This is a genomic window from Echinicola marina (genome assembly GCF_020463795.1).
GTDB classification, from domain to species: domain Bacteria; phylum Bacteroidota; class Bacteroidia; order Cytophagales; family Cyclobacteriaceae; genus Echinicola; species Echinicola marina.
In genome coordinates this window covers 939,060-963,060 of the sequence record NZ_CP080025.1, presented here as the reverse complement: position 1 = coordinate 963,060, position 24,001 = coordinate 939,060, and the positions used below count along the sequence as shown (strand labels likewise).

The following is a 24,001-nucleotide window of genomic DNA, read 5'->3' as shown; positions in this document are numbered from 1 at the left end:
TTGACTGCACCAGCGATAAAAATAATGACCCAATAGCCTTGTTTATTCCTTGATCCACTAAATGCTATTAAGATGAATGACAAGATTGTATTTGTTTCTATTTCAATAGGGCTGCTCTTGTGTGCCCATTTGATAATCTGGTTGTCTTTTGCCTCTTTGTTGAAGAAGTTTTATAAACCCCAGTCAGAATCAGGTAAAAAGGCGGTCCAAGGTTTGTCCAATTCCCTAAAGTGGGGGCTCTTTTTTTTGCTTTTTCCATTATTGGAGCCCCGGTTTTCTCCGGAAGATTGGAGCTATATCAGTCAATTTAAGATTTTTCAGGTGTTGTTTTATTTCAATTTTGCATGGGTGCTTATTGCGCTTACCACAGTGATGAAATATTATTTTTTAGAGCATCATTCATTTAGCAAATCAGACAATTTAAAGGAACGCAGGATGCATACCCAGGTTAGTTTTATCCAGAAAATCATAGTTGTACTTGTCGTCCTTGTAGCGTTTTCTTTGGTGATGATGACATTTGAGGCCGCTAGAAAGGCTGGACAGGGTATTTTAGCTTCTGCAGGAGTGGCAGGGATCATCATTGGTTTGGCAGCCCAAAAATCGATCGCCAACCTATTGGCGGGATTTCAAATTGCATTTACACAGCCTATTCGTATTGATGATGTAGTGGTGGTAGAAGGCGAATGGGGGAAGATTGAAGAAATTAATTTGACCTATGTGGTGGTTTGTATTTGGGATCAGCGGCGTTTGGTGTTGCCTATTTATTATTTTCTGGAGAAGCCTTTTCAAAATTGGACTAGGACTACGGCAGATATTTGGGGGACAGTATTTTTGTATGTAGATCATACTATCCCCGTCCAGAATTTGAAAAATAAGCTTAAAGAAATTTTGGATAGCACAGATTTGTGGGACGGAAAGGTTCAAGTACTCCAAGTTACTGAGATGAAGTCTACTGAGTTGGAGCTGAGGTGTTTGATGAGTGCTAGGGACAGCCCTTCTGCTTTTGACTTGCGCTGTTTGGTACGGGAACAGATGGTGCAGTATATTCAGGATGAATATCCGGAGTCTTTGCCTAAAACCCGGATTTTGATGGACAAATTGGAGGAGGCCGCATCAATGCGAAATGGCCACCCTGAATGAGAAAGCAACATTTCATTTTATTTAACGGATAATACCTATAAATTTGTAGTCCCTGAAAAGAAATTTTCAGCCTTAAAATACAACATATGGCTTGGTTTAAGAGAAAAGACGCAGGAATTAAAACTTCTACAAAAGAGAAGAAAGACGCCCCAGATGGGCTTTGGTTTAAGACACCAAAGGGAAATATCATTCACACACGCGAATTAAAGAACAATGCATTTGTGTGTCCTGATGATGATTACCATGTGAAAATCGGGTCGAAGGAATATTTCGAAATTTTATTTGATGATAATAAGTTTCAGGAGTTGGATACAGAAATGACCTCAGGTGATCCCTTGAATTTTGTGGATAGCAAACCCTATACTTCTAGAATCGAGGCGACCATCAACAAGACTGGCTTAAAAGATGCTGTTCGTTCAGGAGTAGGAAAGGTCAATGGCCAGGACATCGTGATTGCCTGTATGGATTTCAGTTTTATCGGTGGTTCTATGGGCTCAGTAGTAGGCGAAAAAATTGCCAGGTCAATTGATCATTCCCTCAAGCACAAAATCCCATTTTTGATGATTTCTAAATCCGGTGGGGCTAGAATGATGGAGGCCGGTTTTAGTTTGATGCAGATGGCAAAAACTTCTGCCAAGCTGGCTTTATTGGACGAAGCAAAAATCCCTTATATTTCTTTGGTGACAGATCCTACTACAGGTGGTGTAACGGCTTCCTATGCCATGTTGGGCGATTTTAATATTGCCGAACCGGGAGCTTTGATTGGCTTTGCAGGTCCAAGAGTGATTCGTGAAACAATCGGTAAAGATCTTCCAAAGGGATTCCAAAGTTCAGAATTTGTTTTGGAACACGGCTTCTTGGATTTTATCGTCGACAGAAGGCAGCTTAAAACAAGGATTTCTACTTTGCTTAAACTATTGAGCAATTAATCGGTTGTGTAGGTAAATTAAAGTTAAAATTTACCTGAACGGTCAACGATTTTAGGGAATATTAAATATATTTGTGTGCCTCAAATGAGGTGCTTGATATACTGAAAGAGAACTAGAAAAAGCATTATTAAATGAGTTCAGTAATTATTACATCAATTGTAGCATTTACCTTGATTATTTTGCTACTTGTTTTCATTCTGCTGTTTGCCCAGTCCAAGCTGGTTGCTTCAGGAGATGTGAAAATCATCATTAACGGAGATGAAGCCAATCCGGTGACTACTTCTGCCGGTTCTTCCCTTTTGGCTACTTTGGGTAACCAAAAAATCTTCTTGCCTTCTGCCTGTGGTGGAGGTGGTACATGTGCCATGTGTAAGTGTACTGTTGAAGAAGGTGGTGGAGAGGTGCTTCCTACTGAAGTGGGCCATCTTAGCCGTTCAGAGCAACAAAGCAACGTAAGGCTTTCTTGCCAGGTGAAAGTTAAACAGGATATGAAGATTCGCATCCCGGAAGAAATCTTCGGTATTAAGAAGTGGGATTGCGAAGTAATATCAAATTACAATGTGTCTACCTTTATCAAAGAATTCAAAGTGAAATTGCCAGAAGGTGAAGTTTTGGATTTCGAATCAGGTGGATATATCCAGATTGATGTTCCTGAGATTACTGTAAACTTCAAGGATATTGATATCACGCCACATCCTGAGTTGGGTCACCCTGCAGATGTGTACCAAAGTGATTGGGATAAATTTGGCCTTTGGAGCTTGGTGATGAAAAATGATGAGGAGCTATTTAGGGCTTACTCCATGGCTAACCACCCTGCTGAAGGTAATATTGTGATGTTGACCATTCGTATCGCTACTCCTCCATGGGATAGGGCGAATAATAAGTGGATGGACGTTAATCCTGGGGTATGTTCTTCTTACGTGTTCTCTCGTAAGCCAGGAGATAAAGTAACTATCTCAGGTCCTTATGGTGAATTCCATATCAACCCAACTCAAAGAGAAATGATCTATATCGGTGGTGGTGCCGGTATGGCTCCATTGAGGTCTCATATCTTCCACTTGTTCCACACAGAAAAATCAGACAGAAAAGTTTCTTATTGGTATGGTGGTCGTTCTAAGAAAGAATTGTTCTATGTTCCTCATTTCAGGGATATAGAAAAAGACTTCCCAAATTTTAAATTCTATATTGGTTTATCTGAACCACTTCCAGAAGATAATTGGAAAATCAAAAAGTCTTTGGACGATGCAGAAGGAGATGGATATGTAGGCTTTATTCACCAAGTGCTCTATGATAATTATCTGAAAGATCACCCAGAGCCAGATGAAATAGAATTTTACCTTTGTGGACCTCCATTGATGAACTCAGCAGTATTGAAGCTGTTGGATGATATGGGTGTTCCAAAAGAAAATATCAGATTTGACGACTTCGGTGGTTAAGTTAAAAAAGTCCTGCGTCAGCAGGACTTTTTTATTTGCTATTAGTTTTTGATTATTTTTACAAGCTGAGCTTCTATAATTTATGGAGTAGCTGCTAAAGAATCACCTATGGACCTTAAGATTTTATTTGACCCAATCCCAGATCGCATTATTCAAAAGCCCTATGCGCACAATTCATTTTTCAAACATATCCATTATTATGGGGAGCTTTTTCCAGATTTAAATGGTATTCAGATAGCCATAATAGGGTTGGAAGATGCGAGAGGCTGTAGGGATGAAGATAGTTTTGATGAAGCTGCAAATGAGGTGCGTCTAAAGCTTTATAGCCTTAAGCGTGGCCTATCACATTATAAAATAGCTGATCTTGGAAATTTAAGAGCGGGGATAGACCTAAAGGAAACATATATTAGGATTCAAAGTGTGGGGGAAGAGCTGATGAAAAGGCAGATACTTCCTATATACATTGGAGGAACCCATGATTTGGATTATGGCCAGTATCTTTCCTATGAGGGGATGAAAAAACTGGTGAGTATGCTTACTGTGGATGCCAAGATTGATATGGAAGATGAAGGGATGCCATTTGAGATACACTCACAAGATATTATTTTGCATCAGCCAAATTTCCTGTTTAATTATACCCAATTGGCTTACCAAAGTTTTTTGACTGATAGAGATTTGGTGAATGTCATGGAAAAATTGTATTTTGATCATGTTCGCTTAGGGCAGCTAAGGGATAATTTCAAGGAAATTGAGCCTTTGATCAGGAATGCTGATTTGGTGAGTTTTGATATTTGCGCCATTCAGTCTGCTGATGCTCCAGGGGCTTCGGATGCTCAACCCTTTGGTCTGACAGCAGAGGAAGCTTGTCAGATATGCTGGTTCGCCGGGATGAATGAAAAATTGAGTTCACTGGGGCTTTATGGTTATCAGCCTTGTTATGATGATCAACGCTTTAAAACTGCTTCAGTGATGGCGACCATGGTTTGGTATTTTATAGAAGGATTTTACCATAGGAAGGATAGTCTTTCTTTTAAGAGTAATGACTATACTAAATATACCGTTTCTTTGGATTCTAAACCTTCTGTAATATTATTCTATAAGAGTAATTTAAGTGGTAAATGGTGGATGGAAGTACCCCAAACTGGTAAAGAAAAGTTTGAAAGGGATACTATTATTCCTTGTAGTTACCAGGATTATCAAACCGCTCAACGTGGGGAAATTCCAGAGCGATGGATCAATGCTCAATTGAAATTGTATTGAGCATGAAATCATATACCAAGCAGCAGTTGGCGCTGCGAAATGGACAGGACAAACCGGAGATTTGGGTGGCCTATAAAGGCCGTATTTATGATGTTAGCAGTTCCAGGTTGTGGAGAAATGGTAAACATTATGAGCATTGGGCAGGGCAGGACCTGACAGATGAGCTGCCTGACGCGCCTCATACTGAAAATGTATTTGATAAATTTGAGACTATTGGTCAGTTAGTTTAATGGCATGATATTAATTGCGGACAGTGGATCAAGTAAGACCGATTGGCGAGGGATTGACCATGAGGGTAATATTTCTCAATTCAGAGGGGTGGGATTTAATCCCTATTACCAAACTGCTGTGGAAATGGCTGCCGAGCTTGAAGATGAGTTTTTACTAAAACTGAAAGAAGAAGTAGAATACATCTATTATTATGGAGCAGGCTGCACCTCTGATCAAAATAAATCAATGGTTTCCCATGCCTTGCAAAATATTTTTGAGAAGGCGGTAATCACTGTTGATCATGACTTGATGGCTGCTGCTAGAGCTACCTGTGGTCATGAGGCTGGCATAGCTTGTATATTGGGAACGGGATCTAATAGTGGAGACTATGATGGGGAATTTATAGTTGATTCCAGGCCTTCTCCTGGTTTTATTTTGGGTGATGAAGGCGGGGGAGCCTATGTCGGTAAAAGATTCCTTATGGATTTTATACATGACGAATTGCCTAGAGAAATCAGAGAAAAATCTTTAGAGCACTTCGATTTAACGATACAGGGAATTCTGGAAAGTGTTTATCAAAAGCCATTTCCAGGAAGGTATATGGCTAGTTTTTGTCGTTTTTTGACTGAGAATATTCGTGATCCATATTGCTACCTTTTATACTATAATAGTTTTCAGGATTTTTTGAAAAAGCATGTAATGAAATATAGGGATTTCGAAAGAAAGAAAGTGAATTTCGTAGGTTCGGTAGCTTTTTATAATAGTGATGTGCTAAGAAAAGCAGCTGGAGATCTAGGGATAAACGTAAATTTAATTTTAGAAAGCCCTATTGCGGGCTTGACCTTATATCATAAGAACGAAAAATGAGAACGACCGAAAGTAGCTCCAACTATGATAATTTGGAGTCCATGAGTGTTGAAGAGTTGATAGCTAATATTAACAGGGAAGACCAAACTGTGCCCCAGGCGGTCCAAAAAGTCCTTCCTGAAATAGGAAAGCTAATAGAACAAATAGTGACCAAAATGAAAGAAGGGGGACGTTTGTTTTATATAGGAGCTGGTACCAGTGGGAGATTAGGTATCCTGGATGCATCCGAGTGTCCACCTACCTATGGAGTATCCCATGATATGGTAATAGGGATTATCGCTGGTGGGGATACAGCCATCCGTAAAGCAGTGGAAAATGCTGAGGATGATCCTGTTCAGGCTTGGCAGGACTTGAAGGCCAATGGTATCAATGAGCTGGACACGGTAATAGGTATTGCCGCTTCCGGAACTACACCCTATGTGATCGGTGGGGTCAAGGCAGCAAGGGAAAGTGGGTTGCTTACAGGGTGTATTACCTGTAATGCTGGATCTCCTTTGGCAGAGGCGGTGGAGTATCCTGTAGAGGTAGTGGTAGGTCCTGAGTTTGTAACCGGAAGCACTCGGATGAAGGCTGGAACGGCCCAAAAATTGGTGCTCAATATGATCTCTACTACTGTAATGATCAAATTGGGTAAGGTAAAGGGAAATAAAATGGTCAATATGCAATTGTCCAATGAGAAGCTGGTAGAAAGAGGAACCAGAATGGTAATGGAGGCCACTGGTTTGGAGGCAGAGCCAGCTAAAGAAAGACTGTTGAAATTTGGTTCGGTGAAAGCGGCTTTGGAGGATTGGGAAAATAGTCAACCATAAAAAGGATGTCTCAGTTTTTTATTTTGACTTAAGGGAAAAATCTCTTTATAAACTTATTATTGAGAAAAAGAGATCCTGTCCCGTTAGTCAACGGGACAGGATCTTTCGTTAGAATTACACGATCAACCTGTAAATTAGACAGTCTCTTTTTGCTTATGGCAAGAAATAGACCAGAGCCAGTCTAAAGACCGCCTGTCCGTTTCTTTGTGCTTGGTACTTAATTTCTGGATTAAAGGCTAAATTGTCTGCAAATTTTAAAACACCACCAGCACCGATGTTAGCGCCTGCTCTGCTAACTTTTTGATCAGGGGCACCAAACACTTCATAAGTCCACCAGTTATTGGTAAATCCCAATAAACCATACCATTGGAGAAGGTCTTGCGTAAAGTAATAACGCGCGTCAAGGTTTAATGTGCTGGCCTTGCCAAATTCTGGAAAATAAATAGTGAAGTTAGGAGCTGCAGAAATTTGATCAGTGATCAAATACTCTCCGCCAAAATTCAAGCCGAAAGCTTCTGAGTCAAAGCCAAAATCGCCACCAAATTGTAATCTAACATCTCCTGCGGTTTGTGCCTGTGCAAACGATACGGTCAACGCAAATAGGCCTAGTAATAATAGTTTTTTCATAGTTATATAATAAAAGTTTTGGAGTATTAAACGCAAAAATTGAACCAAGGATGCTTAAAGAAGGCCTAAAATTTTGTTTCCCATAAGATTGTTAGTGGAAAATTAAAGCAAAATAGTATGGAGTCAGCTTAAATACTGGCTACTTCATTTTTATTGGCCAACTGACCACAAGCAGCATCGATATCCTGACCTCTTGATTTTCTGACTTTGGCCACAATGCCTTGGGATTCCAAGATGTGTACATACATGTCTACTGCTTCCTGTGAAGCTTGGCGGAATTCGCCTTCATCAATGGGGTTATACTGAATGATATTTACTTTGGAAGGGATGTACTTGCAAAATTTTGCCAAAGCCCTTGCATGCTCTTCGTCATCGTTGACACCATCCCAGATCACATACTCATAAGTGACCTTACTTTTTGTTTTATGATACCAATATTTCAATGCCTCAGCCAGATCTTCCAAGGGGCTCTTGTCATTGATGGGCATTAATCTGCTTCGGGTTTCATTGATAGCGGAGTGTAAAGAAATGGCCAGGTTGAACTTTACCTCGTCATCAGCCATTTTTTTGATCATCTTAGGGATGCCCACAGTAGATAGTGTAATTCTTCTAGGTGCCATCCCCAACCCTTCAGGAGAAGTGATCTTGTCTATAGCTTCAATCACATTGGCATAGTTCAGCAAAGGTTCTCCCATGCCCATAAAAACAATATTGGTAAGTGGACGCTGGAAATAGGTGTCTGCTTCTTCTTTGATTGCTACTACCTGATCATAAATTTCATCAGGATTAAGGTTTCTCATGCGTTTTAGCCTTGCTGTTGCGCAGAAATTACAGTCCAAGCTACAGCCTACTTGTGAAGAAACGCAGGCAGTGATCCTTTTGCTAGTAGGAATGAGTACAGACTCAACGATCTTATCATCAAATAATTTGACAGCATTTTTGATGGTCCCATCATTAGAATGCTGCATCAGGTCAACCTTTACATGGTTGATCGTAAAGTTTTCTTTCAGCATTTCCCGGGTGGTAAGGGAGATATTGGTCATATCATCGAAATTTTTCAATGATTTATTCCAAAGCCATTCATAAACCTGCTTGGCCCTGAATTTTTTGTCCCCAACAGATAGGAAAAATTCCTGAAGTTCCTCCAGGCTTAATTGCCTAATATCCTTTTTATCACCCTTGTTCATAATGCAAAGGTATGAAAATGTAAGGATTATCCAGTATGCTGTGGAAAGTCTTGTCATTTGTTAGGGACAAATGGTTTTGAGACTTATAAAACGATAGGATATTTTGTGATTACTGGATCAAGTCTGCCGTATTTATCTTCTTACTTTACATTTTATCTGCCAAAAAGTCCTAAAAATAAAGGTTTTGACTTTGTTTTCAGTCAATATTTCCGATTTGGCTCATGATTTTTATTTGGTGTTTGTTTTGATTGAAGTAGATCACGGGGCATGGCTCCATAGATGAATAAGTAATAAAAAGAATAGATATATAATGGATTTCAAGCAATTTACCATCAAATCACAAGAGGCTGTCCAAAAGGCAGCAGAGCTGTGTATGGCTGAGCAACAGCAAGCCATTGAACCGGCTCATTTGTTAAAGGGTATCCTATCTGAGGATGAGAGTGTGGTGGATTTCGTTTTCAAAAAGCTAGGTGTAAACCAAAAAATGGTGACCCAGAAATTGGAAGAAATCATCAGTTCCTATCCAAAGGTCAGTGGACAGCAGCCCTATCTCTCCAATGCAGGCAATCAGGTATTGGCCAAAGCAAAGGACTACTTGAAAACTTTTGGAGATGAGTTTGTCGCTATTGAACATTTGCTTTTAGGGATACTATCTACAGGGGATAAGACCAGCCAGTTGCTCAAAGACCAAGGAGTGACAGAAAAGGCACTTATTGAAGCAATTAAAGAATTGAGACAAGGAAATAAAGTGACCGATCAAAACGCTGAGGCCAAATACAGATCCTTGGAGAAGTATTCCAAAAATCTAAATGAACTGGCCAAAAAGGGAAAAATAGACCCTGTAATTGGTAGGGATGAGGAGATCAGGCGTGTACTTCAGATTTTGGCCAGAAGAACCAAAAACAACCCGATCCTATTGGGAGAACCTGGCGTGGGTAAAACTGCGATTGTAGAAGGTCTGGCACAAAGGATTGTTAGTGGAGACGTTCCTGAGAATCTAAAATCAAAGACCCTTATTTCTCTTGATATGGGTTTATTGGTTGCGGGTGCCAAATATAAGGGTGAGTTTGAGGAAAGACTCAAGGCTGTCATCAAAGAGGTAACTGATTCAGATGGTCAGATAATCCTTTTCATAGATGAGATTCATACCTTGATAGGGGCTGGTGGAGGTGGTGAAGGAGCCATGGATGCTGCCAACCTATTGAAACCAGCCTTGGCACGGGGAGAACTGCATGCCATCGGTGCTACTACTTTGAAAGAGTACCAGAAGTATGTAGAGAAAGATAAGGCCTTGGAGAGAAGGTTCCAAGCTGTAATGGTGGATGAACCTGATACCGCTGATGCCATTTCCATCCTAAGGGGGATTAAGGATAAGTATGAGCTGCACCATGGTGTACGTATTAAGGATGATGCGGTGATCTCTGCTGTAGAGTTATCCCAACGTTATATTTCAGACCGCTTTTTGCCAGATAAAGCCATTGACTTGATGGATGAGGCTGCGGCAAAACTAAGGATGGAAATTGATTCTCTTCCCCAAGAATTGGATGAGCTGAATCGTAGGATCATGCAATTGGAGATAGAGCGTGAAGCGATCAGAAGGGAAAAAAATAAGGATAAGGAAACTGTTCTGAGCAAGGAGATTGCAGAGCTTTCTGAAAAGAGACAATCGGTGAAAGCCAAATGGGAAAGTGAAAAGGCTGTGATTACTGGAATCCGTAGAGAAAAAGAGAATATTGATAAGTTCAAGTTAGAGGCGGACCAAGCCGAACGTGCCGGGGATTTTGGTAAAGTAGCAGAGATACGCTATGGTAAGATCACGGATAGTGAGAAAAAGCTAGAATCCTTTAATCAGCAATTGCATGATATGCAGAAAGGTTCTCCATTGCTGAAAGAAGAAGTGGATGCGGAGGATGTTGCAGCGGTAGTGGCTAAATGGACAGGGATTCCATTGTCCAGAATGTTGGAAAGTGAAAGGGAGAAATTACTTCATTTGGAAGATGAGTTGAGCAAGAGGATAGCAGGGCAAAAAGAGGCAATAGCAGCCTTGTCGGATGCGGTTAGAAGAAGCCGCGCAGGGCTTCAGGATCCCAAACGCCCAATAGGCTCCTTTATCTTTATGGGGACTACCGGTGTGGGTAAGACAGAGCTGGCGAAAGCCTTGGCAGAATACCTCTTCAATGACGAAAATGCCATGGTGAGAATCGATATGTCCGAGTACCAAGAAAGACATGCGGTCAGTAGGTTGGTGGGGGCACCTCCAGGCTATGTGGGTTATGATGAAGGAGGGCAGTTGACAGAAGCAGTGAGGAGAAAGCCCTACTCTGTAATCCTTCTAGATGAGATAGAAAAGGCCCATCCTGATGTATTCAATATATTGCTTCAGGTATTGGATGATGGAAGGTTGACCGATAATAAAGGAAGGTTAGCTAATTTCAAAAACACCATTATCATCTTGACCACTAATATTGGATCTACACTGATACAAGAACGTTTTTCTGGAATGGAAGAATGGAATAAAGATCAGGTCATTGATGAAACCAAGGCAGAAGTGTTTGAGCTGTTGAAGAAATCGGTAAGGCCTGAGTTTTTGAACAGGATTGATGAAACGATCATGTTTGAGCCATTGAACAGGGAAATAACCCGTAAGATCGTGGATATCCAGTGGAAGGAAATCCAGCAAAGGTTGGCAGATGCAGGAATTGAGATAGATGCGACCAGAGAGGTTTTGGATTACTTGGGTGAAGTTGGTTTTGATCCCCAATTTGGCGCAAGGCCTTTGAAGAGAACCATGCAGCGATTGGTGCTTAATGAGCTGTCCAAGGAAATACTAAGCGGTTATATCAAAAATGATTCTGCTGTTTTGGTTGATCTGGATGCTGACAAGCAGGTTTACTTTAAAAATGTAGAAAATGTTGAGATAGAATAAGGAGTTTGATCCTTATGGAGTAAGGTCCGGATGAATAAGTTTCGTCCGGCTTTTTTACTTTAAAAACTCCCCAAGTAATTGGCTTGGGGAGTTGGTAATCTAGGTTAGTTTTGGGGATTTGTTATTCTTCTGTAATAGGTGCTTCCTGTTCTTTTTTCAGTCTCAGCATAAAATCGCTCAATACATTCATGTAGTTAATAAATGCCTCATAAGGACTTTCGTAAGGACTGAAATAAGCGTGTATATCTCCGTCAGAGAAGAATTTGGTACACATATAATAGAAATGGTCACTGGTTTGAAGGTATTTCCAGTCCTTTTGTATTTCAGGATCCTTAGATTTTTTTACCATATGTTCCAGTTCGTAAAGCCTGTCAAATGCTTCATCTTGCAGATCATTTCCAAGCCAAGCTGTGAGGTCTCGCTCTTCATCTGCCCAAGAAATTGGTACGGGTACATGGATTTTTCCAACTGGAGGGGCCTCTTTTACCACCTCTGAAGGAGTAGAAAAAGTGAAGTTGGATTGAGAAAGTACCGCTTCTGGCAAATGACGCATAAATTCAAAAATGCCGCTTTCTGCCCATTGATGTTCCCCAAAAGTTTCATAATCCATAAAGAGGTTGATTACCTCTTCCTCTTGCGGTATTTGGTTGATCCAATTGACAAACTTGTCAGTTGTCAATGGCCAATCTGCCCAGGCTTTTTCTCCAAATCGGAAAGCAATATCGTCACTCAAGCGGAAGTTCTTAAGTAGTACTTTTAATTTGGGCTCAATGGCATTGCAATAGACATAGTTAGGGCTTTTCCAGCCAAGGATGTGCTTGGCTCCTTCGGTAAGGATGGCTTCATAGCCCAATTCGGCAACCATTTCACCAATGGTGTCGGAGTAAATTAACTCTGTATTTCTGAAGACTTTTGGCGTGTAACCATTAAAGAGCTTTTTTATTTTGTCCTGTTGTTTACGGACCATATCGTGAAATTCCTCTTTGCTTTTTAAAGCCGCCAAGGCGTGGGCATAAGTCTCGTTAAGCAGCTCGGCATGACCAGTGGCCACGAGTTTCTGGAAACTTTCAAGCACTTCAGGAGCATATTCTTCCATCTGGTCCATAAATACACCAGAGAGGGAAAAACTCACTTTGAATTTTCCATCATACTTATGGATGAGCTCTAATAAAAGCTGGTTCATGGGGAGGTAGCATTTTTCTGCCACCTTGCGCATGATGCTTCTGTTGGCAAAATCATCCCAGTAGTAATGGTCTTCGCCGATGTCAAAAAAGCGATAGGGTTTTAATCTGTACGGTTGGTGTACCTGAAAGTAAAAGCAAATGGTTCTCATGGATTGGTTACGGTTAAGGTTTGATCATAAAGGGCGAAGATTTTTTCAGCAACGTGTTCCCATTTCATTTTTTTGAGCTCTTCTGTACCACAGCTGCGGAACATATTGGAGATCCCTTGGTAATGCAATAAAGCGAATATGGCATCTGCCATCGCATCAATGTCCCAGAAGTCGATCTTAATGGCATTGGTCAATACTTCTGCAACGCCCGATTGTTTTGAAATGATAACGGGGGTGTTGTGCCGGACTGCTTCTAAAGGTGAAATTCCAAATGGTTCAGATACGGATGGCATGACATAGACATCACTGATGGCAAACATTTGGTCCACCTCTTTGCCTTTTAGGAATCCTGTGAAATGGAACTTGGTGCCAATCCGTAGTTCGGCCACCCTGTCGATCATTCGATTGAGCAGGTCTCCAGAGCCTGCCATGACAAATCTGACATTATCATCCTTTTTAAGCACTTTATTGGCTGCTTCAATGAAGTATTCGGGACCTTTTTGGAAGGTGATTCTGCCCAAGAAGGTGACGATTTTTTCTGGGACTTTTTTCCGGGCATTGCTTTTAATGATGCTGACATCCAATACGGCATTGTGGATGACTTCCACCTTGCTTTCAGGAATGCCATATTTGGTGACGATGGTTCTTTTAGTCAGGTGGCTGACTGCGATGATTTTGTCAGCAGCTTCCATCCCTGATTTTTCTATTTCATAAACCCTTTCGTTGACATTTTCTCCTGACCGATCAAATTCAGTGGCATGTACATGGACTACCAATGGTTTGCCGCTGATTTCCTTGGCTGCTATACCGGCAGGGAACGAGAGCCAATCGTGGGCGTGAATGATATCGTGTTCTTTGTTTTTGGCTATCTGCGCTGCTGTAAGGGCATAGCGGGAAACCTCCATGATCAAGTCTTTGCCGTATTTTCCGCTAAAGGTAAATTTATTGGAAAAAATACTTTCATCTACATCAGTCCCATCGTGTAGGGATTTATCTGTGAACCTGGCATATTCTTCCAGTCCTAAATAGGGTATCAGGAAGGAACTGACTTCTAGGTAGGTCAGGTTTTTCCATATTTCTTTAAATCGTTTTTCACGATAATCTATTTCGACATCGCTGGCGCTTACAAAATCAGCAAGTGGATCTTCGTCTCCCCATAATTTGGGTACGACAAAAATAATCTCATGATTAAATTTGGACATCCCTTTCAGTAATCCATAGCAGGCTGTGCCGAGTCCACCCGATATATGTGGTGGAAATTCCCATCCAAACATTAATACTTTCATAAAAAATAATTTTAGTATTGTTTAATTAAATACATTATACGCAGTAGTTCTCCTACACTCCAGGCCTGCGATATGGCTCCCTTTGGTCGATGTGGTGGGTCGCCATCGTATATTTCGGCAATGGTGCCTACACCGTATTGGGACATGGTGTCATCAAAACCCTTGATTAGTTTTTCGATCATGTTTTTTCCAGCTTTGCGGTGGATTTTCAGGTATCCTTCTACAAAGTGTCCCAATAGCCATGGCCATACAGTACCTTGGTGATAAGCATTGTCTCTTTGGTACTGGTTTCCCTGGTAATATCCCTTATAGGATGGGTCATTGGGGGCTAATGTCCGTAGTCCACGTGTGGTCAAAAGATTGAGTTTGATGACTTCCAGTACTTCAGCTTTTTGTGTGTCCTTCAAGGGACTGAAAGGAAGTGAAGTGGCAAAGACCATGTTTGGTCTTATTGACCAATCTTTTGTGCCGTTATTGATTACGTCAGCGAGGTAGCCTTTATCCTCTAACCAGAATTCATCTAAAAATGATTCCTTTACTTTTTGGGCCAGGTTTTCAATCTCCTTGTCTCCGGTTAGTTCATGATAATAACAAAGGGCATTGTACCAGAGGCTGTTGATCTCTACAGGGCAGCCTATTCTTGGGGTGACAGGTCCGTCTGAGGTGACTGCGTCCATCCAGGTCAGGGCTATTCCCTTTTGCCCGCCATGTAGCAGTCCATTGTCTTGGACCTTAATGTTGAATTCCGTGCCTTGGATTAGTCCTTCTATAATACCTTTCAGTACAGTAAGGTAGTTTTTTGTGATGGTTTCACGATCGCCGGTATATTGTTCATACTGCTGCCAGGCCCAGAAATACCAAAGAGGTGCGTCGAGTGTGTTCATATTAGTGGTGACACCGCTGCCGACATTGGGGAAAAGTGCGCCCTTTACATCCTTGGACATGGTCTTCATGACCTCGAGGAAAGTTCCGGAATCTCCTTGAGTTAGGGTGAGCCCGGGTAGTGCGATAAAAGTATCGCGGCCCCACCACCCAAACCAAGGGTAGCCAGCTATAACTCTCGTCTCGCCACCTCTGCGGGAAATGAATTGGCCAGCTGAGTTTTTTAGGCAGTTTTCAAAATTGTCCCTAGGGGTTCGTCGTTTGAGTTCTCTGTCGAAAGCTTCCTCCAATAATGTGGGGTCGGCTTCCTCTAGTCCAGCTGAGAATATAACAGCTTCTCCTTTTTTGATATTGAATTCAAAAAAACCAGGGAGGTATAAGTCTTCTTTAAACTCATAGCCTCTTTCTTTTTCCCGGATATACTCTATATCATAATACCAGTCCGGTGCAGGGACAAATTCATTTTCCTTTGAAATTTGCAGGGAAAGTGGAGAGTATGCTTCATAAAGTTTGAATTGTACCCCACTGTCTACTTTTAGGTATTTTTTGTTGACATAGGTGTTGGCTTTGGAGAGGGAATGATAACCTCTAAAAGCCAAGAAAGGGCTAAGTCGCAAAGTGGTGGGAGAGTGGGCGTCCAACAATGTGTACTTGATCATCATTCTGTCCACGGTGGTATCCAAGATGATTTCCTTTTGCAAAACAACACCGCCTACTCGGTAAGTAAGTTTGGGGATAGGCTCTGAGCTATAGTCTTCTAGGTATTTGTGCCCCCTAGGGGAGTAAATGCCCGGGTACTTGCTGATGCCCAGGTTGAAACTAGCACCATGTTGGATGACGGTTTCATGGATGGTCGATAGTAGTACATGGAGCTGGCTGTCGATTTGTGGCTGGGGGGCAACCAATAATCCGTGATACTTCCTTGTGTTACATCCGATGATTGTTGTGCTAGTATAGCAGCCTGAACGATTGGACCTGATGGTCTCTTTTTCTAAGGAATAATTAAGGTTGATTAATTCCGTTTTGTCGAAATGGATGTAGCTCATGGAGTATTGTTTAGTGGTTTTAGTGGACCCCTCTAAAATACTCCAATAGTGTTAAAAGTAAAAAGTTTGGGCAAAAAATAAAGGTCATTATTTAATGACCTTTTTACCTTTATCTTATCATTGAGTTAATATGCTCCTTTTGTATCTCTTCAAAATTTTTCAGAGACTCTTCAAATTTTGCCATATACATCTGGATGTTTTTCAGATCTACCGGTTTTACCTTTGGAAAGGTAGGCGATGGTTTGAATAATGTAAACATTGGGATCAAATTTTGATTATACTAAAACGAAAGACAAATAATATGCCATAATAGTTTCTTCATTTTAGCTTAAAATTAAAAACCCCTCATTTTTGAGGGGTTTTGGGTGGAAGATCGGGTTCGAACCGACGACCTCTGGTGCCACAAACCAGCGCTCTAACCAGCTGAGCTACAACCACCGTTTTATATCTTTTAATCAGGTCTTCTCCCTGATTGGATTGCAAAGGTAATACACGGTTTTTTGCAAAACAATAGGCTGGGAAAATTATTTTCTGGAAAATTTCAGCCTTTTCCCTGTTTTCTCTTCATGAAATGTCCCGTTTTCGTACGCTAAGTGTCCGGAAACAATTGTGTGTGAGACTTTTGATTTGAAAGTATGGCCCTCAAAGGGTGCCCAGCCACATTTGGAAAGAATATTGTCTTTTTTGACCTCCCATGGATCGTTAAGATCTACCAATACCAAATCGGCAAAATAGCCTGGTCTGATATAGCCTCTTTTTTCTATTTCGAAAAGGATGGCTACATTATGGCTGGTTTTCTGTACAATCTGTTCCAAGCTGATTTTTCCTTGATGATACATTTCTAGAAGTGCTACTAAGTTATGTTGTACCAATGGACCTCCCGATGGGGCTTTGGTATATACATTGTCTTTTTCTTCCAAAGTATGAGGGGCGTGGTCAGTAGCTATGACATCAATTCGATCATCCAATACTCCCTTTAAAATCTCATCGCGGTCCTCGACAGTTTTTACTGCTGGATTCCATTTGATTAAGGTGCCTTTTTCATCATAATCAGCTTCTGTAAACCAAAGGTGGTGCACACATGCTTCTGCAGTGATTCTTTTTTCCTTTAAGGGAATGGTATTATCAAAAAGCGAAACTTCTTTGGCCGTACTGATATGGAGAATATGTAGTTTGGTGCCATGTTTCCTGGCTAAGTCTACAACGCGTTTGGAAGCATCATAGCAGGCTTCTGCGGAACGGATCTTAGGATGGTATTTGACGGGAATATCCTCTCCATACTCTTCAAGGTATTTGTCCATATTGGCCTTGATGATATCATCATTCTCACTGTGGGTGGCAATGAGCATTTTACATTTTTCGAAAATGTTTTCAAGGGTTTCTTGGTTATCTACTAGCATATTTCCAGTGGAAGAACCTTGGAATACTTTGATACCGCATATTTCTTCTGGATCGGCTTTCAATATTTCATCCAAATTATCATTGGTGGCACCGAGGTAAAAGGAGTAATTGGCCAGTGATTTTTCTGAAGCGATTTTATATTTTTCCTCGAGGAGCTCCAAAGTGGTAGATTGGGGTACCGTGTTGGGCATTTCCATAAAAGAAGTGATGCCTCCTGCGACTGCCGCTTTGGCTTCAGTGTAGATTTCAGCCTTATGGGTGAGTCCTGGTTCTCTAAAGTGAACTTGGTCATCAATCAAGCCAGGTAATAAGTATTTTCCTTCGGCATCTATAGTGATGTCCGCTTCAAATTCCTTTAGGTCTCCCCCTACGGAATATATCAATCCATCTTTGATGAAGACATCTCCACGGGTAATCTTACCTTCATTTACTATATTTGCATCTGTGATTAAAATACTCTTCGTCATTACTGTTTTGATTGGAGTGAATCGGGGTATTTATTTCCCTAAATATAATTTGAAGCTAAAATTAATAAATCATGTCTGATAGCCCGCAGTCTTTTGAGAATTTTAAAATAAACAAACAGCTTTTGGAAGCTGTAAGGGAGGCTGGCTATACCAAGCCAACGCCCATTCAGGAAAAGGCCATTCCGCTGGCTTTGGCTGGACAGGATATATTGGGAATAGCCCAAACGGGAACGGGTAAGACTGCGGCCTATGTTTTGCCTATCTTGATGAAGGTAAAATATGCCCAAGGGATGCATCCCCGTGCTTTGATTTTAGCGCCAACCAGAGAGCTGGTCATGCAGATAGAACAGGCCATTATCGAATTGGGGAAATACACAGATTTAAGGTATGTCTGTCTATATGGCGGTATTGGTCCGACAGCCCAGATAGAGAAGATCGAGGAAGGTGTGGATATTGTGGTGGCTACTCCGGGAAGGTTTATGGATATCTATAGCAAAGGAAAAATCTTTGTCAGAGAGATCAAGACCATGGTACTGGATGAGGCGGATAAGATGATGGATATGGGTTTTATGCCTCAGATTAGGGCGATTTTGGAGGTGATTCCTGTGAAGCGCCAAAATCTGCTTTTCTCGGCTACTTTTTCAGATCGGGTGGAAAAGATTTCCGAAGAGTTTCTTGAGTTTCCTGAAAGAATTGAAATTGCTCTTCAAGCTACTACTGCAGACACAGTTGCTCAGACCAAATATCTGGTGCCTAACCTAAAAACCAAGATCAATCTTTTGGACCATTTGTTACAAAATGAAGAGATCAAAAGGGTGATTGTGTTTACCAAGTCTAGGAAAAATGCGGAGGCAGTTTATCAGTATTTGGAAAGGAAGAAGCATGGTGAAATCAGGGTGATCCATGCCAATAAAGGTCAGAACACCAGAATCAACTCTGTGGAGGACTTCAAGTCTGGTGATGTAAGAATTTTGGTGGCCACAGATGTGGCTTCTCGAGGTTTGGATATCAGTATGGTAAGCCATGTGGTGAATTTTGATGTGCCGCTGATTTATGAAGATTATGTGCATAGGGTAGGTCGTACAGGAAGGGCCGAGCAGGAAGGAGAAGCCTTTACCTTTGTCAATCCAGCAGAAGAATATCATTTTGATAAGATTGAAGAAATCATCCGGATGGAGGTTCCGGTGTCTGAAATTCCTTCTGAGGTGAAAATTACCGAAACGCCTTTTGCAGAGAAGCAGGCCTACGCTAGGGAGATTGACAGCCAAATGAAAAAGGAGAACCCGGACTTCAAAGGGGCCTTCCATGAGAAAAAGCCAAGAGGAAATAAAAACCCGCACTATAATCCCGAGAAGAAAAAGGTTCGTGGCAATAAAAACAGCAAGGCCAAGAAGAATAGGAATCAGATGAAAAAGAAAAGCAAGGGTAAAAGATAAAATAAGTATCAAGTAGCTAGATGTGAGTACATAGAGAAGTTATTCACATTTAATATTAAGAGCAAAAGCCGCTGGATTCTAAATCCAGCGGCTTTTGCTTTTTGACCTTAGGCATTTAGCCTTCAGCTTTTATTTATCTTTCTCCACGGTCATTGCTGCCATCTACAGGAGTTCTGTTTTCCCTGTTGGCCAAATCCCAAGCAGTATAGAAAATCAATTTTGCTCTTTTTTCCATCAGCTTGAATTCGATCTTGTCCACAGTGTCAGAAGGCTGGTGGTAGTCATCATGTACACCGTTGAAAAAGAACGCGACTGGAATATTATGTTTGGCGAAGTTATAATGGTCAGAACGGTAGTAGAACCTATTCGGATCATCTGGAGCGTCATACTTATAATCCAAGATCAGGTTAGTATGCGTGATATTATTGTATTCAAGGATTTTTTTTAGATGTGAGGATAGCATTTCCGACCCGATCACATAGACATAATCTTGGTTTTCGGCATCTTGGTATTCGTAACCGATCCTACCTACCATATCGATGTTCAAGTTGTTGACTGTGTTTTCCAATGGGAAAACAGGATTGTCTGTATAGTATTCAGAACCTAATAATCCTTTTTCTTCACCAGTAACGTTCAAAAAAAGTACAGATCTCCTTGGCTTGTGGCCTTCTTTTGCTGCGGTAGCAAAAGCCTGTGCAATTTCCATTACGGAAACAGTACCAGATCCGTCATCATCAGCACCGTTATTGATTTCACCTTTGCTGTTAATGCCTACGTGGTCATAGTGGGATGAAACAACCAAGATTTCCTCTTTCTTATCGGTTCCTTCCAAGAAAGCCATTACGTTTTCAGTGTCTACGATCTCTTTGGCTTTTTCTACCTTGTACCTAGCTTTTTGACTTTCAATTGATGCAGGATTGCTTTTAGCGGCTTCTTTCAATTCTTCTATGGACTTGCCAAAAAGGCTGGCCATTTTTTCAGAACTGACCATAAATACTGGTTTTTGATCGGTTGGTTTGTCAAAACCTATCCTTCCGCTATTGCTCAGGCTCTTGTATCTATTGGCTATTCGGTCAAAGTTGGCTTGTCCTTCCATGGTCACCACTACCACACCAGCAGCACCCGCATCCATGATCTTGTTGATTTGGTCTCCAGCACGCTGACCGATAGACCAAAGACCAACTAGTTTGTCTTTAACATCTACTTTGGCCAAGTTTTCGTCGCTCGCAAGACCTAAGTAAACCAAATCGGTTTTGGATCTTTTTTTCATATTCCCATCACCGATAAATACGAAATCCTCGTTATTGACTAGGTTTTGTTTACCTATCCTTAGTTCCACCTCTTTCCACTTGACCGATACTAGGTTGAATTTCTGAAAGTAACTTCCGTCAACGGGGCCTTCCAGTCCATTTTCCTGATAAAATTTTGCAAGAAACTCTGCGGCAAGTTTTTGACCTTTTTTGCCGGTCTCACGTCCTTCTAGTTCATCAGATGCCAAATAAGTCAAATACTCCTTCAAATCGGAGTCCTTGATAGTGGAGGCGTATTTTTCCACCATAGATGTTTGTTGTGCACTGACCTGCAGGGAAAGCAAAACTCCCAAAGCGCTGGCCACGAAATAGTTCCTCTTCATTCTCTATATTTGAGTTATCACTGAAATTTGCCCCCTAAACTAGGCAATATTTTGTAAAAGTGTAAAACTGTTGCTTAATATAAGCTTGTTTATGGGAGAAAACTTGAAAAAGAAAATCATTATCAATCAATAATTTATACCTTTGCAGATCAGTATAAAATAAGGAATATTACCCGAGTATAATACGCGAATCTGGATTATGAAAATTGATTTGAACCCCTCTGTAAAGTTTGAAAATCGCCATAATGGACCTTCTTCTCAGGAGGTTACCGAAATGCTAGGCAAAATAGGTGTTTCGTCCATTGATGAGCTGATTGACCAAACTATCCCCAAAGCGATTCAGCTGGAGAAACCATTGAATTTACCAACAGCCAAGTCTGAAGCGGCCTTTTTAAAGGATTTCAGGAAATTGGCTTCAAAAAATAAAATCTACAAATCATTTATAGGTTTGGGGTATTATGATACCATTGTGCCGGGAGTAATCCTAAGAAATGTATTAGAGAACCCAGGATGGTATACTGCCTATACTCCTTACCAAGCGGAAATTGCCCAAGGACGTTTGGAGGCATTGGTTAACTTCCAGACCATGGTGATGGACCTTACCGGTATGGAGTTGGCAAATGCTTCGCTTTTGGACGAAGGAACTGCAGCTGCAGAGGCAATGAACATGCTTTTTGCTGCCAGGCCCAGAGAAAAGAAAAAGGCGTCCAAATTTTTTGTGGATGAAAAAGTGTTCTTACAAACCAGGGAAATTCTTAAAACCCGTGCCCTTCCTGTTGGAGTTGAGTTAGTACAAGGGCCTTTGAGTGAACTTGATTTAACAGATCCAGCGCTGTATGGCGTTATGCTCCAATACCCTAATGCGGATGGCGAAGTAATTGACTATAAGTCTTTGGTTCAAAGTGCAATTGAAAATAAAGTTTCTACTGCCTTTGCCGCAGATTTGTTGTCATTGACCCTTTTGACACCTCCTGGTGAAATGGGAGCAGATGTGGTAGTAGGAACTACCCAGCGTTTTGGTGTGCCAATGGGATTTGGAGGGCCGCATGCCGCTTATTTTGCCACGAAAGAGGTTTACAAAAGACAGGTTCCAGGAAGAATTATTGGTATATCTTTGGATAAGGATGGCAATAAGGCCTACAGGATGGCGCTTCAGACCAGAGAACAACATATTAAAAGAGAAAGAGCGACTTCAAATATCTGTACTGCACAAGTTTTATTGGCAGTAATGGCGGGTATGTATGGAGTGTATCATGGGCCTAAGGGTTTGAAAGATATTGCAGCTAAGATTCACGGCTTAGCCAAGCTTACTGCTAAAGGCTTGGAAAAACTTGGATTCGTGCAAGAAAACAAGGATTATTTCGATACGCTCAAGATAAAAGTGGATGATGTTCAGCAGTCAAAAATCACTGCTTTTGCATTGTCCCACGAGATGAACTTCCGTTATGAGCCAGGTTATGTTTTCTTGGCTTTCGATGAAGCTAAGACCTTGGAAGATGTGGAAAGCATCATTGAAGTGTTTGCCAGAACGACGCATATGAGTGCGGAAGAGGTGGACTTGGGGCCTTTGGCGGAAGACCTGGCTTTTGAAGTTGCTGAAGGACTGGAAAGAACTTCAAGTTATATGGATCATATGATTTTCAATGCTTTCCATTCTGAGCATGAAATGTTGAGATATATCAAGCGATTGGAAAATAGGGATCTTTCTTTGGTTCACTCAATGATCTCGCTCGGTTCATGTACTATGAAGCTGAATGCGACAGCGGAAATGATTCCGGTTACTTGGCCAGAATTTGGTCAATTACACCCATTTGCCCCTCAAGATCAAGCAGCGGGATATTATGAGTTGTTCCAAGATCTGAGGAACTGGTTGACAGAAATTACCGGGTTTGCAGAGACTTCACTGCAACCTAATTCTGGTGCGCAAGGTGAATTTGCAGGGTTGATGGTAATCAGAGCTTATCATGAAAGCAGGGGGGAAAGCCATAGAAATATTGCTTTGATTCCTTCTTCTGCACACGGTACCAATCCTGCTTCTGCGGTTATGGCCGGCATGAAAGTGGTTATCGTGAAGTGCGATGAGCTGGGAAATATTGATATAGAGGATCTTAAGGCAAAAGCTGATAAGCATAAAGATAATTTATCTTCTTTCTTGGTGACTTATCCATCGACTCATGGGGTATTTGAGGAGGCTATCCGTGAAATGTGCCAAATTATCCATGATAATGGAGGTCAGGTATATATGGATGGAGCCAATATGAATGCACAGGTAGGCTTGACCAGTCCAGGGAATATTGGAGCGGATGTTTGTCACCTTAACTTACACAAAACCTTCTGTATTCCTCATGGAGGAGGAGGACCAGGTATGGGCCCAATCTGTGTGGCCAAACATTTGGAGCCATTCTTGCCAAGTAACCCAATCGTGAAGACAGGTGGCCAGCAGGCGATCACGGCAATTTCTGCGGCTCCTTTTGGAAGTGCCAGTATTTTGCCGATCTCTTACGCCTATATTGCTATGATGGGAAGAGATGGGTTAAAGCATGCTACACAGACAGCCATCCTAAATGCGAATTATATTAAGGCCCGATTGAGTGAGTATTTCCCTATTTTATATACGGGTTCCCAAGGGCGTGCAGCGCACGAAATGATCGTTGATTTCAGGGAATTCAAAGCGGTGGATGTTGAAGTGGAAGATATTGCCAAGCGATTGATCGATTATGGTTTCCATTCACCAACAGTTTCTTTCCCAGTGGCTGGAACTTTGATGATCGAGCCAACTGAGTCTGAAACCAAAGCAGAGCTGGATAGGTTCTGTGATGCTTTGATCAGTATCCGTGAGGAAATCAGGGCCATCGAAGAGGGAAAGATGGATAAAGTGAATAACCTTTTGAAAAATGCTCCTCATACAGCCAATATGGTGATGAGTGAAACATGGGAATTCCCTTATTCAAGAGAGCAGGCAGTTTATCCTTTGGAATATGTGAGAAACAGTAAGTTCTGGCCTACTGTAAGAAGGATAGATTCAGCTTATGGAGACAGAAACTTAGTATGTAGCTGTATTCCTACTGAGGAATATGAACAAGAAGAGGTGGTATCTTAAATGCTTAGATATTTATAAACAAAAAG

General features: G+C 41.3%; 17 protein-coding genes and 1 tRNA gene. 10 read left to right on the top strand and 8 right to left on the bottom strand.

The window, feature by feature from the left end; genetic code table 11:
* Positions 1–72 precede the first annotated feature (72 nt).
* From KZP23_RS04040 to murQ, 7 genes are all read left to right on the top strand, one after another.
* Complete coding sequence (locus tag KZP23_RS04040; RefSeq protein ID WP_226334847.1) at positions 73–1,140, top strand: mechanosensitive ion channel family protein; 1,068 nt, start codon at positions 73–75, stop codon at positions 1,138–1,140.
* 86 nt (positions 1,141–1,226) lie between these two features.
* Positions 1,227–2,069 carry an acetyl-CoA carboxylase, carboxyltransferase subunit beta gene (gene accD / locus KZP23_RS04035; RefSeq protein ID WP_226334846.1) on the top strand — a complete coding sequence of 281 codons (843 nt, stop codon included), beginning with the start codon at positions 1,227–1,229 and terminating at the stop codon, positions 2,067–2,069.
* A 131-nt stretch (positions 2,070–2,200) separates the two neighbouring features.
* Positions 2,201–3,505, top strand: coding sequence for an NADH:ubiquinone reductase (Na(+)-transporting) subunit F (gene nqrF, locus KZP23_RS04030; protein ID WP_226334845.1), 1,305 nt, complete (start codon positions 2,201–2,203; stop codon positions 3,503–3,505).
* A gap of 108 nt (positions 3,506–3,613) precedes the next feature.
* Complete coding sequence (locus tag KZP23_RS04025) at positions 3,614–4,765, top strand: formimidoylglutamase (protein ID WP_226334844.1); 1,152 nt, start codon at positions 3,614–3,616, stop codon at positions 4,763–4,765.
* A 2-nt stretch (positions 4,766–4,767) separates the two neighbouring features.
* Positions 4,768–4,995: a cytochrome b5 domain-containing protein gene (locus tag KZP23_RS04020; RefSeq protein WP_226334843.1), complete on the top strand. Its 228-nt coding sequence runs from the start codon at positions 4,768–4,770 to the stop codon at positions 4,993–4,995.
* Positions 4,996–4,999: 4 nt separating this feature from the next.
* Positions 5,000–5,842, top strand: a complete 843-nt coding sequence (locus tag KZP23_RS04015; RefSeq protein ID WP_226334842.1) for an N-acetylglucosamine kinase — start codon at positions 5,000–5,002, stop codon at positions 5,840–5,842.
* Positions 5,839–6,651: an N-acetylmuramic acid 6-phosphate etherase gene (gene murQ, locus KZP23_RS04010; protein ID WP_226334841.1), complete on the top strand. Its 813-nt coding sequence runs from the start codon at positions 5,839–5,841 to the stop codon at positions 6,649–6,651. Before KZP23_RS04015 ends, murQ begins: the two co-directional genes overlap by 4 nt.
* Positions 6,652–6,804: 153 nt before the next feature.
* On the opposite strand, the gene KZP23_RS04005 is transcribed toward murQ, so the two are convergent.
* Together KZP23_RS04005 and rlmN are read right to left on the bottom strand one after the other, a co-directional pair.
* Entirely contained in the window at positions 6,805–7,278 is a 474-nt protein-coding gene (locus tag KZP23_RS04005) for a hypothetical protein (protein WP_226334840.1), read from the bottom strand.
* A 128-nt stretch (positions 7,279–7,406) separates the two neighbouring features.
* A complete protein-coding gene (rlmN, locus tag KZP23_RS04000) occupies positions 7,407–8,465 on the bottom strand; it encodes a 23S rRNA (adenine(2503)-C(2))-methyltransferase RlmN (protein WP_226334839.1) in 1,059 nt (352 codons plus the stop codon).
* 310 nt (positions 8,466–8,775) lie between these two features.
* On the opposite strand from rlmN, the gene clpB reads away from it, so the two are divergent.
* A complete protein-coding gene (gene clpB, locus KZP23_RS03995; protein WP_226334838.1) occupies positions 8,776–11,391 on the top strand; it encodes an ATP-dependent chaperone ClpB in 2,616 nt (871 codons plus the stop codon).
* Positions 11,392–11,512: 121 nt separating this feature from the next.
* On the opposite strand, the gene KZP23_RS03990 is transcribed toward clpB, so the two are convergent.
* The 5 genes from KZP23_RS03990 to KZP23_RS03970 form a co-directional block, all read right to left on the bottom strand.
* On the bottom strand, positions 11,513–12,724 hold the full coding sequence (locus KZP23_RS03990; protein WP_226334837.1) for a glycoside hydrolase family 57 protein: 1,212 nt from the start codon (positions 12,722–12,724) through the stop codon (positions 11,513–11,515).
* Entirely contained in the window at positions 12,721–14,010 is a 1,290-nt protein-coding gene (locus tag KZP23_RS03985; RefSeq protein ID WP_226334836.1) for a glycosyltransferase family 4 protein, read from the bottom strand. The genes KZP23_RS03990 and KZP23_RS03985 overlap by 4 nt, the downstream gene beginning before the upstream one ends.
* Positions 14,011–14,021: 11 nt before the next feature.
* Positions 14,022–15,938 carry an amylo-alpha-1,6-glucosidase gene (locus tag KZP23_RS03980; protein WP_226334835.1) on the bottom strand — a complete coding sequence of 639 codons (1,917 nt, stop codon included), beginning with the start codon at positions 15,936–15,938 and terminating at the stop codon, positions 14,022–14,024.
* 363 nt (positions 15,939–16,301) lie between these two features.
* Positions 16,302–16,377, bottom strand: a tRNA-His gene (locus KZP23_RS03975).
* Between the two features lie 85 nt (positions 16,378–16,462).
* Positions 16,463–17,806: a dihydroorotase gene (locus KZP23_RS03970; RefSeq protein WP_226334834.1), complete on the bottom strand. Its 1,344-nt coding sequence runs from the start codon at positions 17,804–17,806 to the stop codon at positions 16,463–16,465.
* Between the two features lie 71 nt (positions 17,807–17,877).
* Between KZP23_RS03970 and KZP23_RS03965 the strand changes: the two genes are divergently transcribed.
* Positions 17,878–19,242 (top strand): DEAD/DEAH box helicase, encoded by a 1,365-nt coding sequence (locus KZP23_RS03965; protein WP_226334833.1) that lies wholly within the window; start codon positions 17,878–17,880, stop codon positions 19,240–19,242.
* Between the two features lie 133 nt (positions 19,243–19,375).
* Here KZP23_RS03965 and KZP23_RS03960 read toward each other — a convergent pair whose 3' ends face one another.
* Positions 19,376–20,875 carry a M28 family peptidase gene (locus KZP23_RS03960; protein WP_226334832.1) on the bottom strand — a complete coding sequence of 500 codons (1,500 nt, stop codon included), beginning with the start codon at positions 20,873–20,875 and terminating at the stop codon, positions 19,376–19,378.
* 199 nt (positions 20,876–21,074) lie between these two features.
* Here KZP23_RS03960 and gcvP point away from each other — a divergent pair, with 199 nt between their 5' ends.
* Positions 21,075–23,975, top strand: a complete 2,901-nt coding sequence (gene gcvP, locus KZP23_RS03955; protein ID WP_226334831.1) for an aminomethyl-transferring glycine dehydrogenase — start codon at positions 21,075–21,077, stop codon at positions 23,973–23,975.
* Positions 23,976–24,001 lie beyond the last annotated feature (26 nt).

What these genes read in the sequence shown, in the direction of transcription:
- KZP23_RS04020 (WP_226334843.1), top strand. Translation starts at nt 4,768, where the DNA reads ATGAAATCATATACCAAGCAGCAGTTGGCGCTGCGAAATGGACAGGAC.
- KZP23_RS03960 (WP_226334832.1), bottom strand. Translation starts at nt 20,875, where the DNA reads ATGAAGAGGAACTATTTCGTGGCCAGCGCTTTGGGAGTTTTGCTTTCC.
- rlmN (WP_226334839.1), bottom strand. Translation starts at nt 8,465, where the DNA reads ATGAACAAGGGTGATAAAAAGGATATTAGGCAATTAAGCCTGGAGGAA.
- murQ (WP_226334841.1), top strand. Translation starts at nt 5,839, where the DNA reads ATGAGAACGACCGAAAGTAGCTCCAACTATGATAATTTGGAGTCCATG.
- KZP23_RS04040 (WP_226334847.1), top strand. Translation starts at nt 73, where the DNA reads ATGAATGACAAGATTGTATTTGTTTCTATTTCAATAGGGCTGCTCTTG.
- gcvP (WP_226334831.1), top strand. Translation starts at nt 21,075, where the DNA reads ATGAAAATTGATTTGAACCCCTCTGTAAAGTTTGAAAATCGCCATAAT.
- KZP23_RS03985 (WP_226334836.1), bottom strand. Translation starts at nt 14,010, where the DNA reads ATGAAAGTATTAATGTTTGGATGGGAATTTCCACCACATATATCGGGT.
- KZP23_RS04025 (WP_226334844.1), top strand. Translation starts at nt 3,614, where the DNA reads ATGGACCTTAAGATTTTATTTGACCCAATCCCAGATCGCATTATTCAA.
- KZP23_RS04005 (WP_226334840.1), bottom strand. Translation starts at nt 7,278, where the DNA reads ATGAAAAAACTATTATTACTAGGCCTATTTGCGTTGACCGTATCGTTT.
- KZP23_RS03965 (WP_226334833.1), top strand. Translation starts at nt 17,878, where the DNA reads ATGTCTGATAGCCCGCAGTCTTTTGAGAATTTTAAAATAAACAAACAG.
- clpB (WP_226334838.1), top strand. Translation starts at nt 8,776, where the DNA reads ATGGATTTCAAGCAATTTACCATCAAATCACAAGAGGCTGTCCAAAAG.
- nqrF (WP_226334845.1), top strand. Translation starts at nt 2,201, where the DNA reads ATGAGTTCAGTAATTATTACATCAATTGTAGCATTTACCTTGATTATT.
- KZP23_RS03970 (WP_226334834.1), bottom strand. Translation starts at nt 17,806, where the DNA reads ATGACGAAGAGTATTTTAATCACAGATGCAAATATAGTAAATGAAGGT.
- KZP23_RS03980 (WP_226334835.1), bottom strand. Translation starts at nt 15,938, where the DNA reads ATGAGCTACATCCATTTCGACAAAACGGAATTAATCAACCTTAATTAT.
- KZP23_RS03990 (WP_226334837.1), bottom strand. Translation starts at nt 12,724, where the DNA reads ATGAGAACCATTTGCTTTTACTTTCAGGTACACCAACCGTACAGATTA.
- accD (WP_226334846.1), top strand. Translation starts at nt 1,227, where the DNA reads ATGGCTTGGTTTAAGAGAAAAGACGCAGGAATTAAAACTTCTACAAAA.
- KZP23_RS04015 (WP_226334842.1), top strand. Translation starts at nt 5,000, where the DNA reads ATGATATTAATTGCGGACAGTGGATCAAGTAAGACCGATTGGCGAGGG.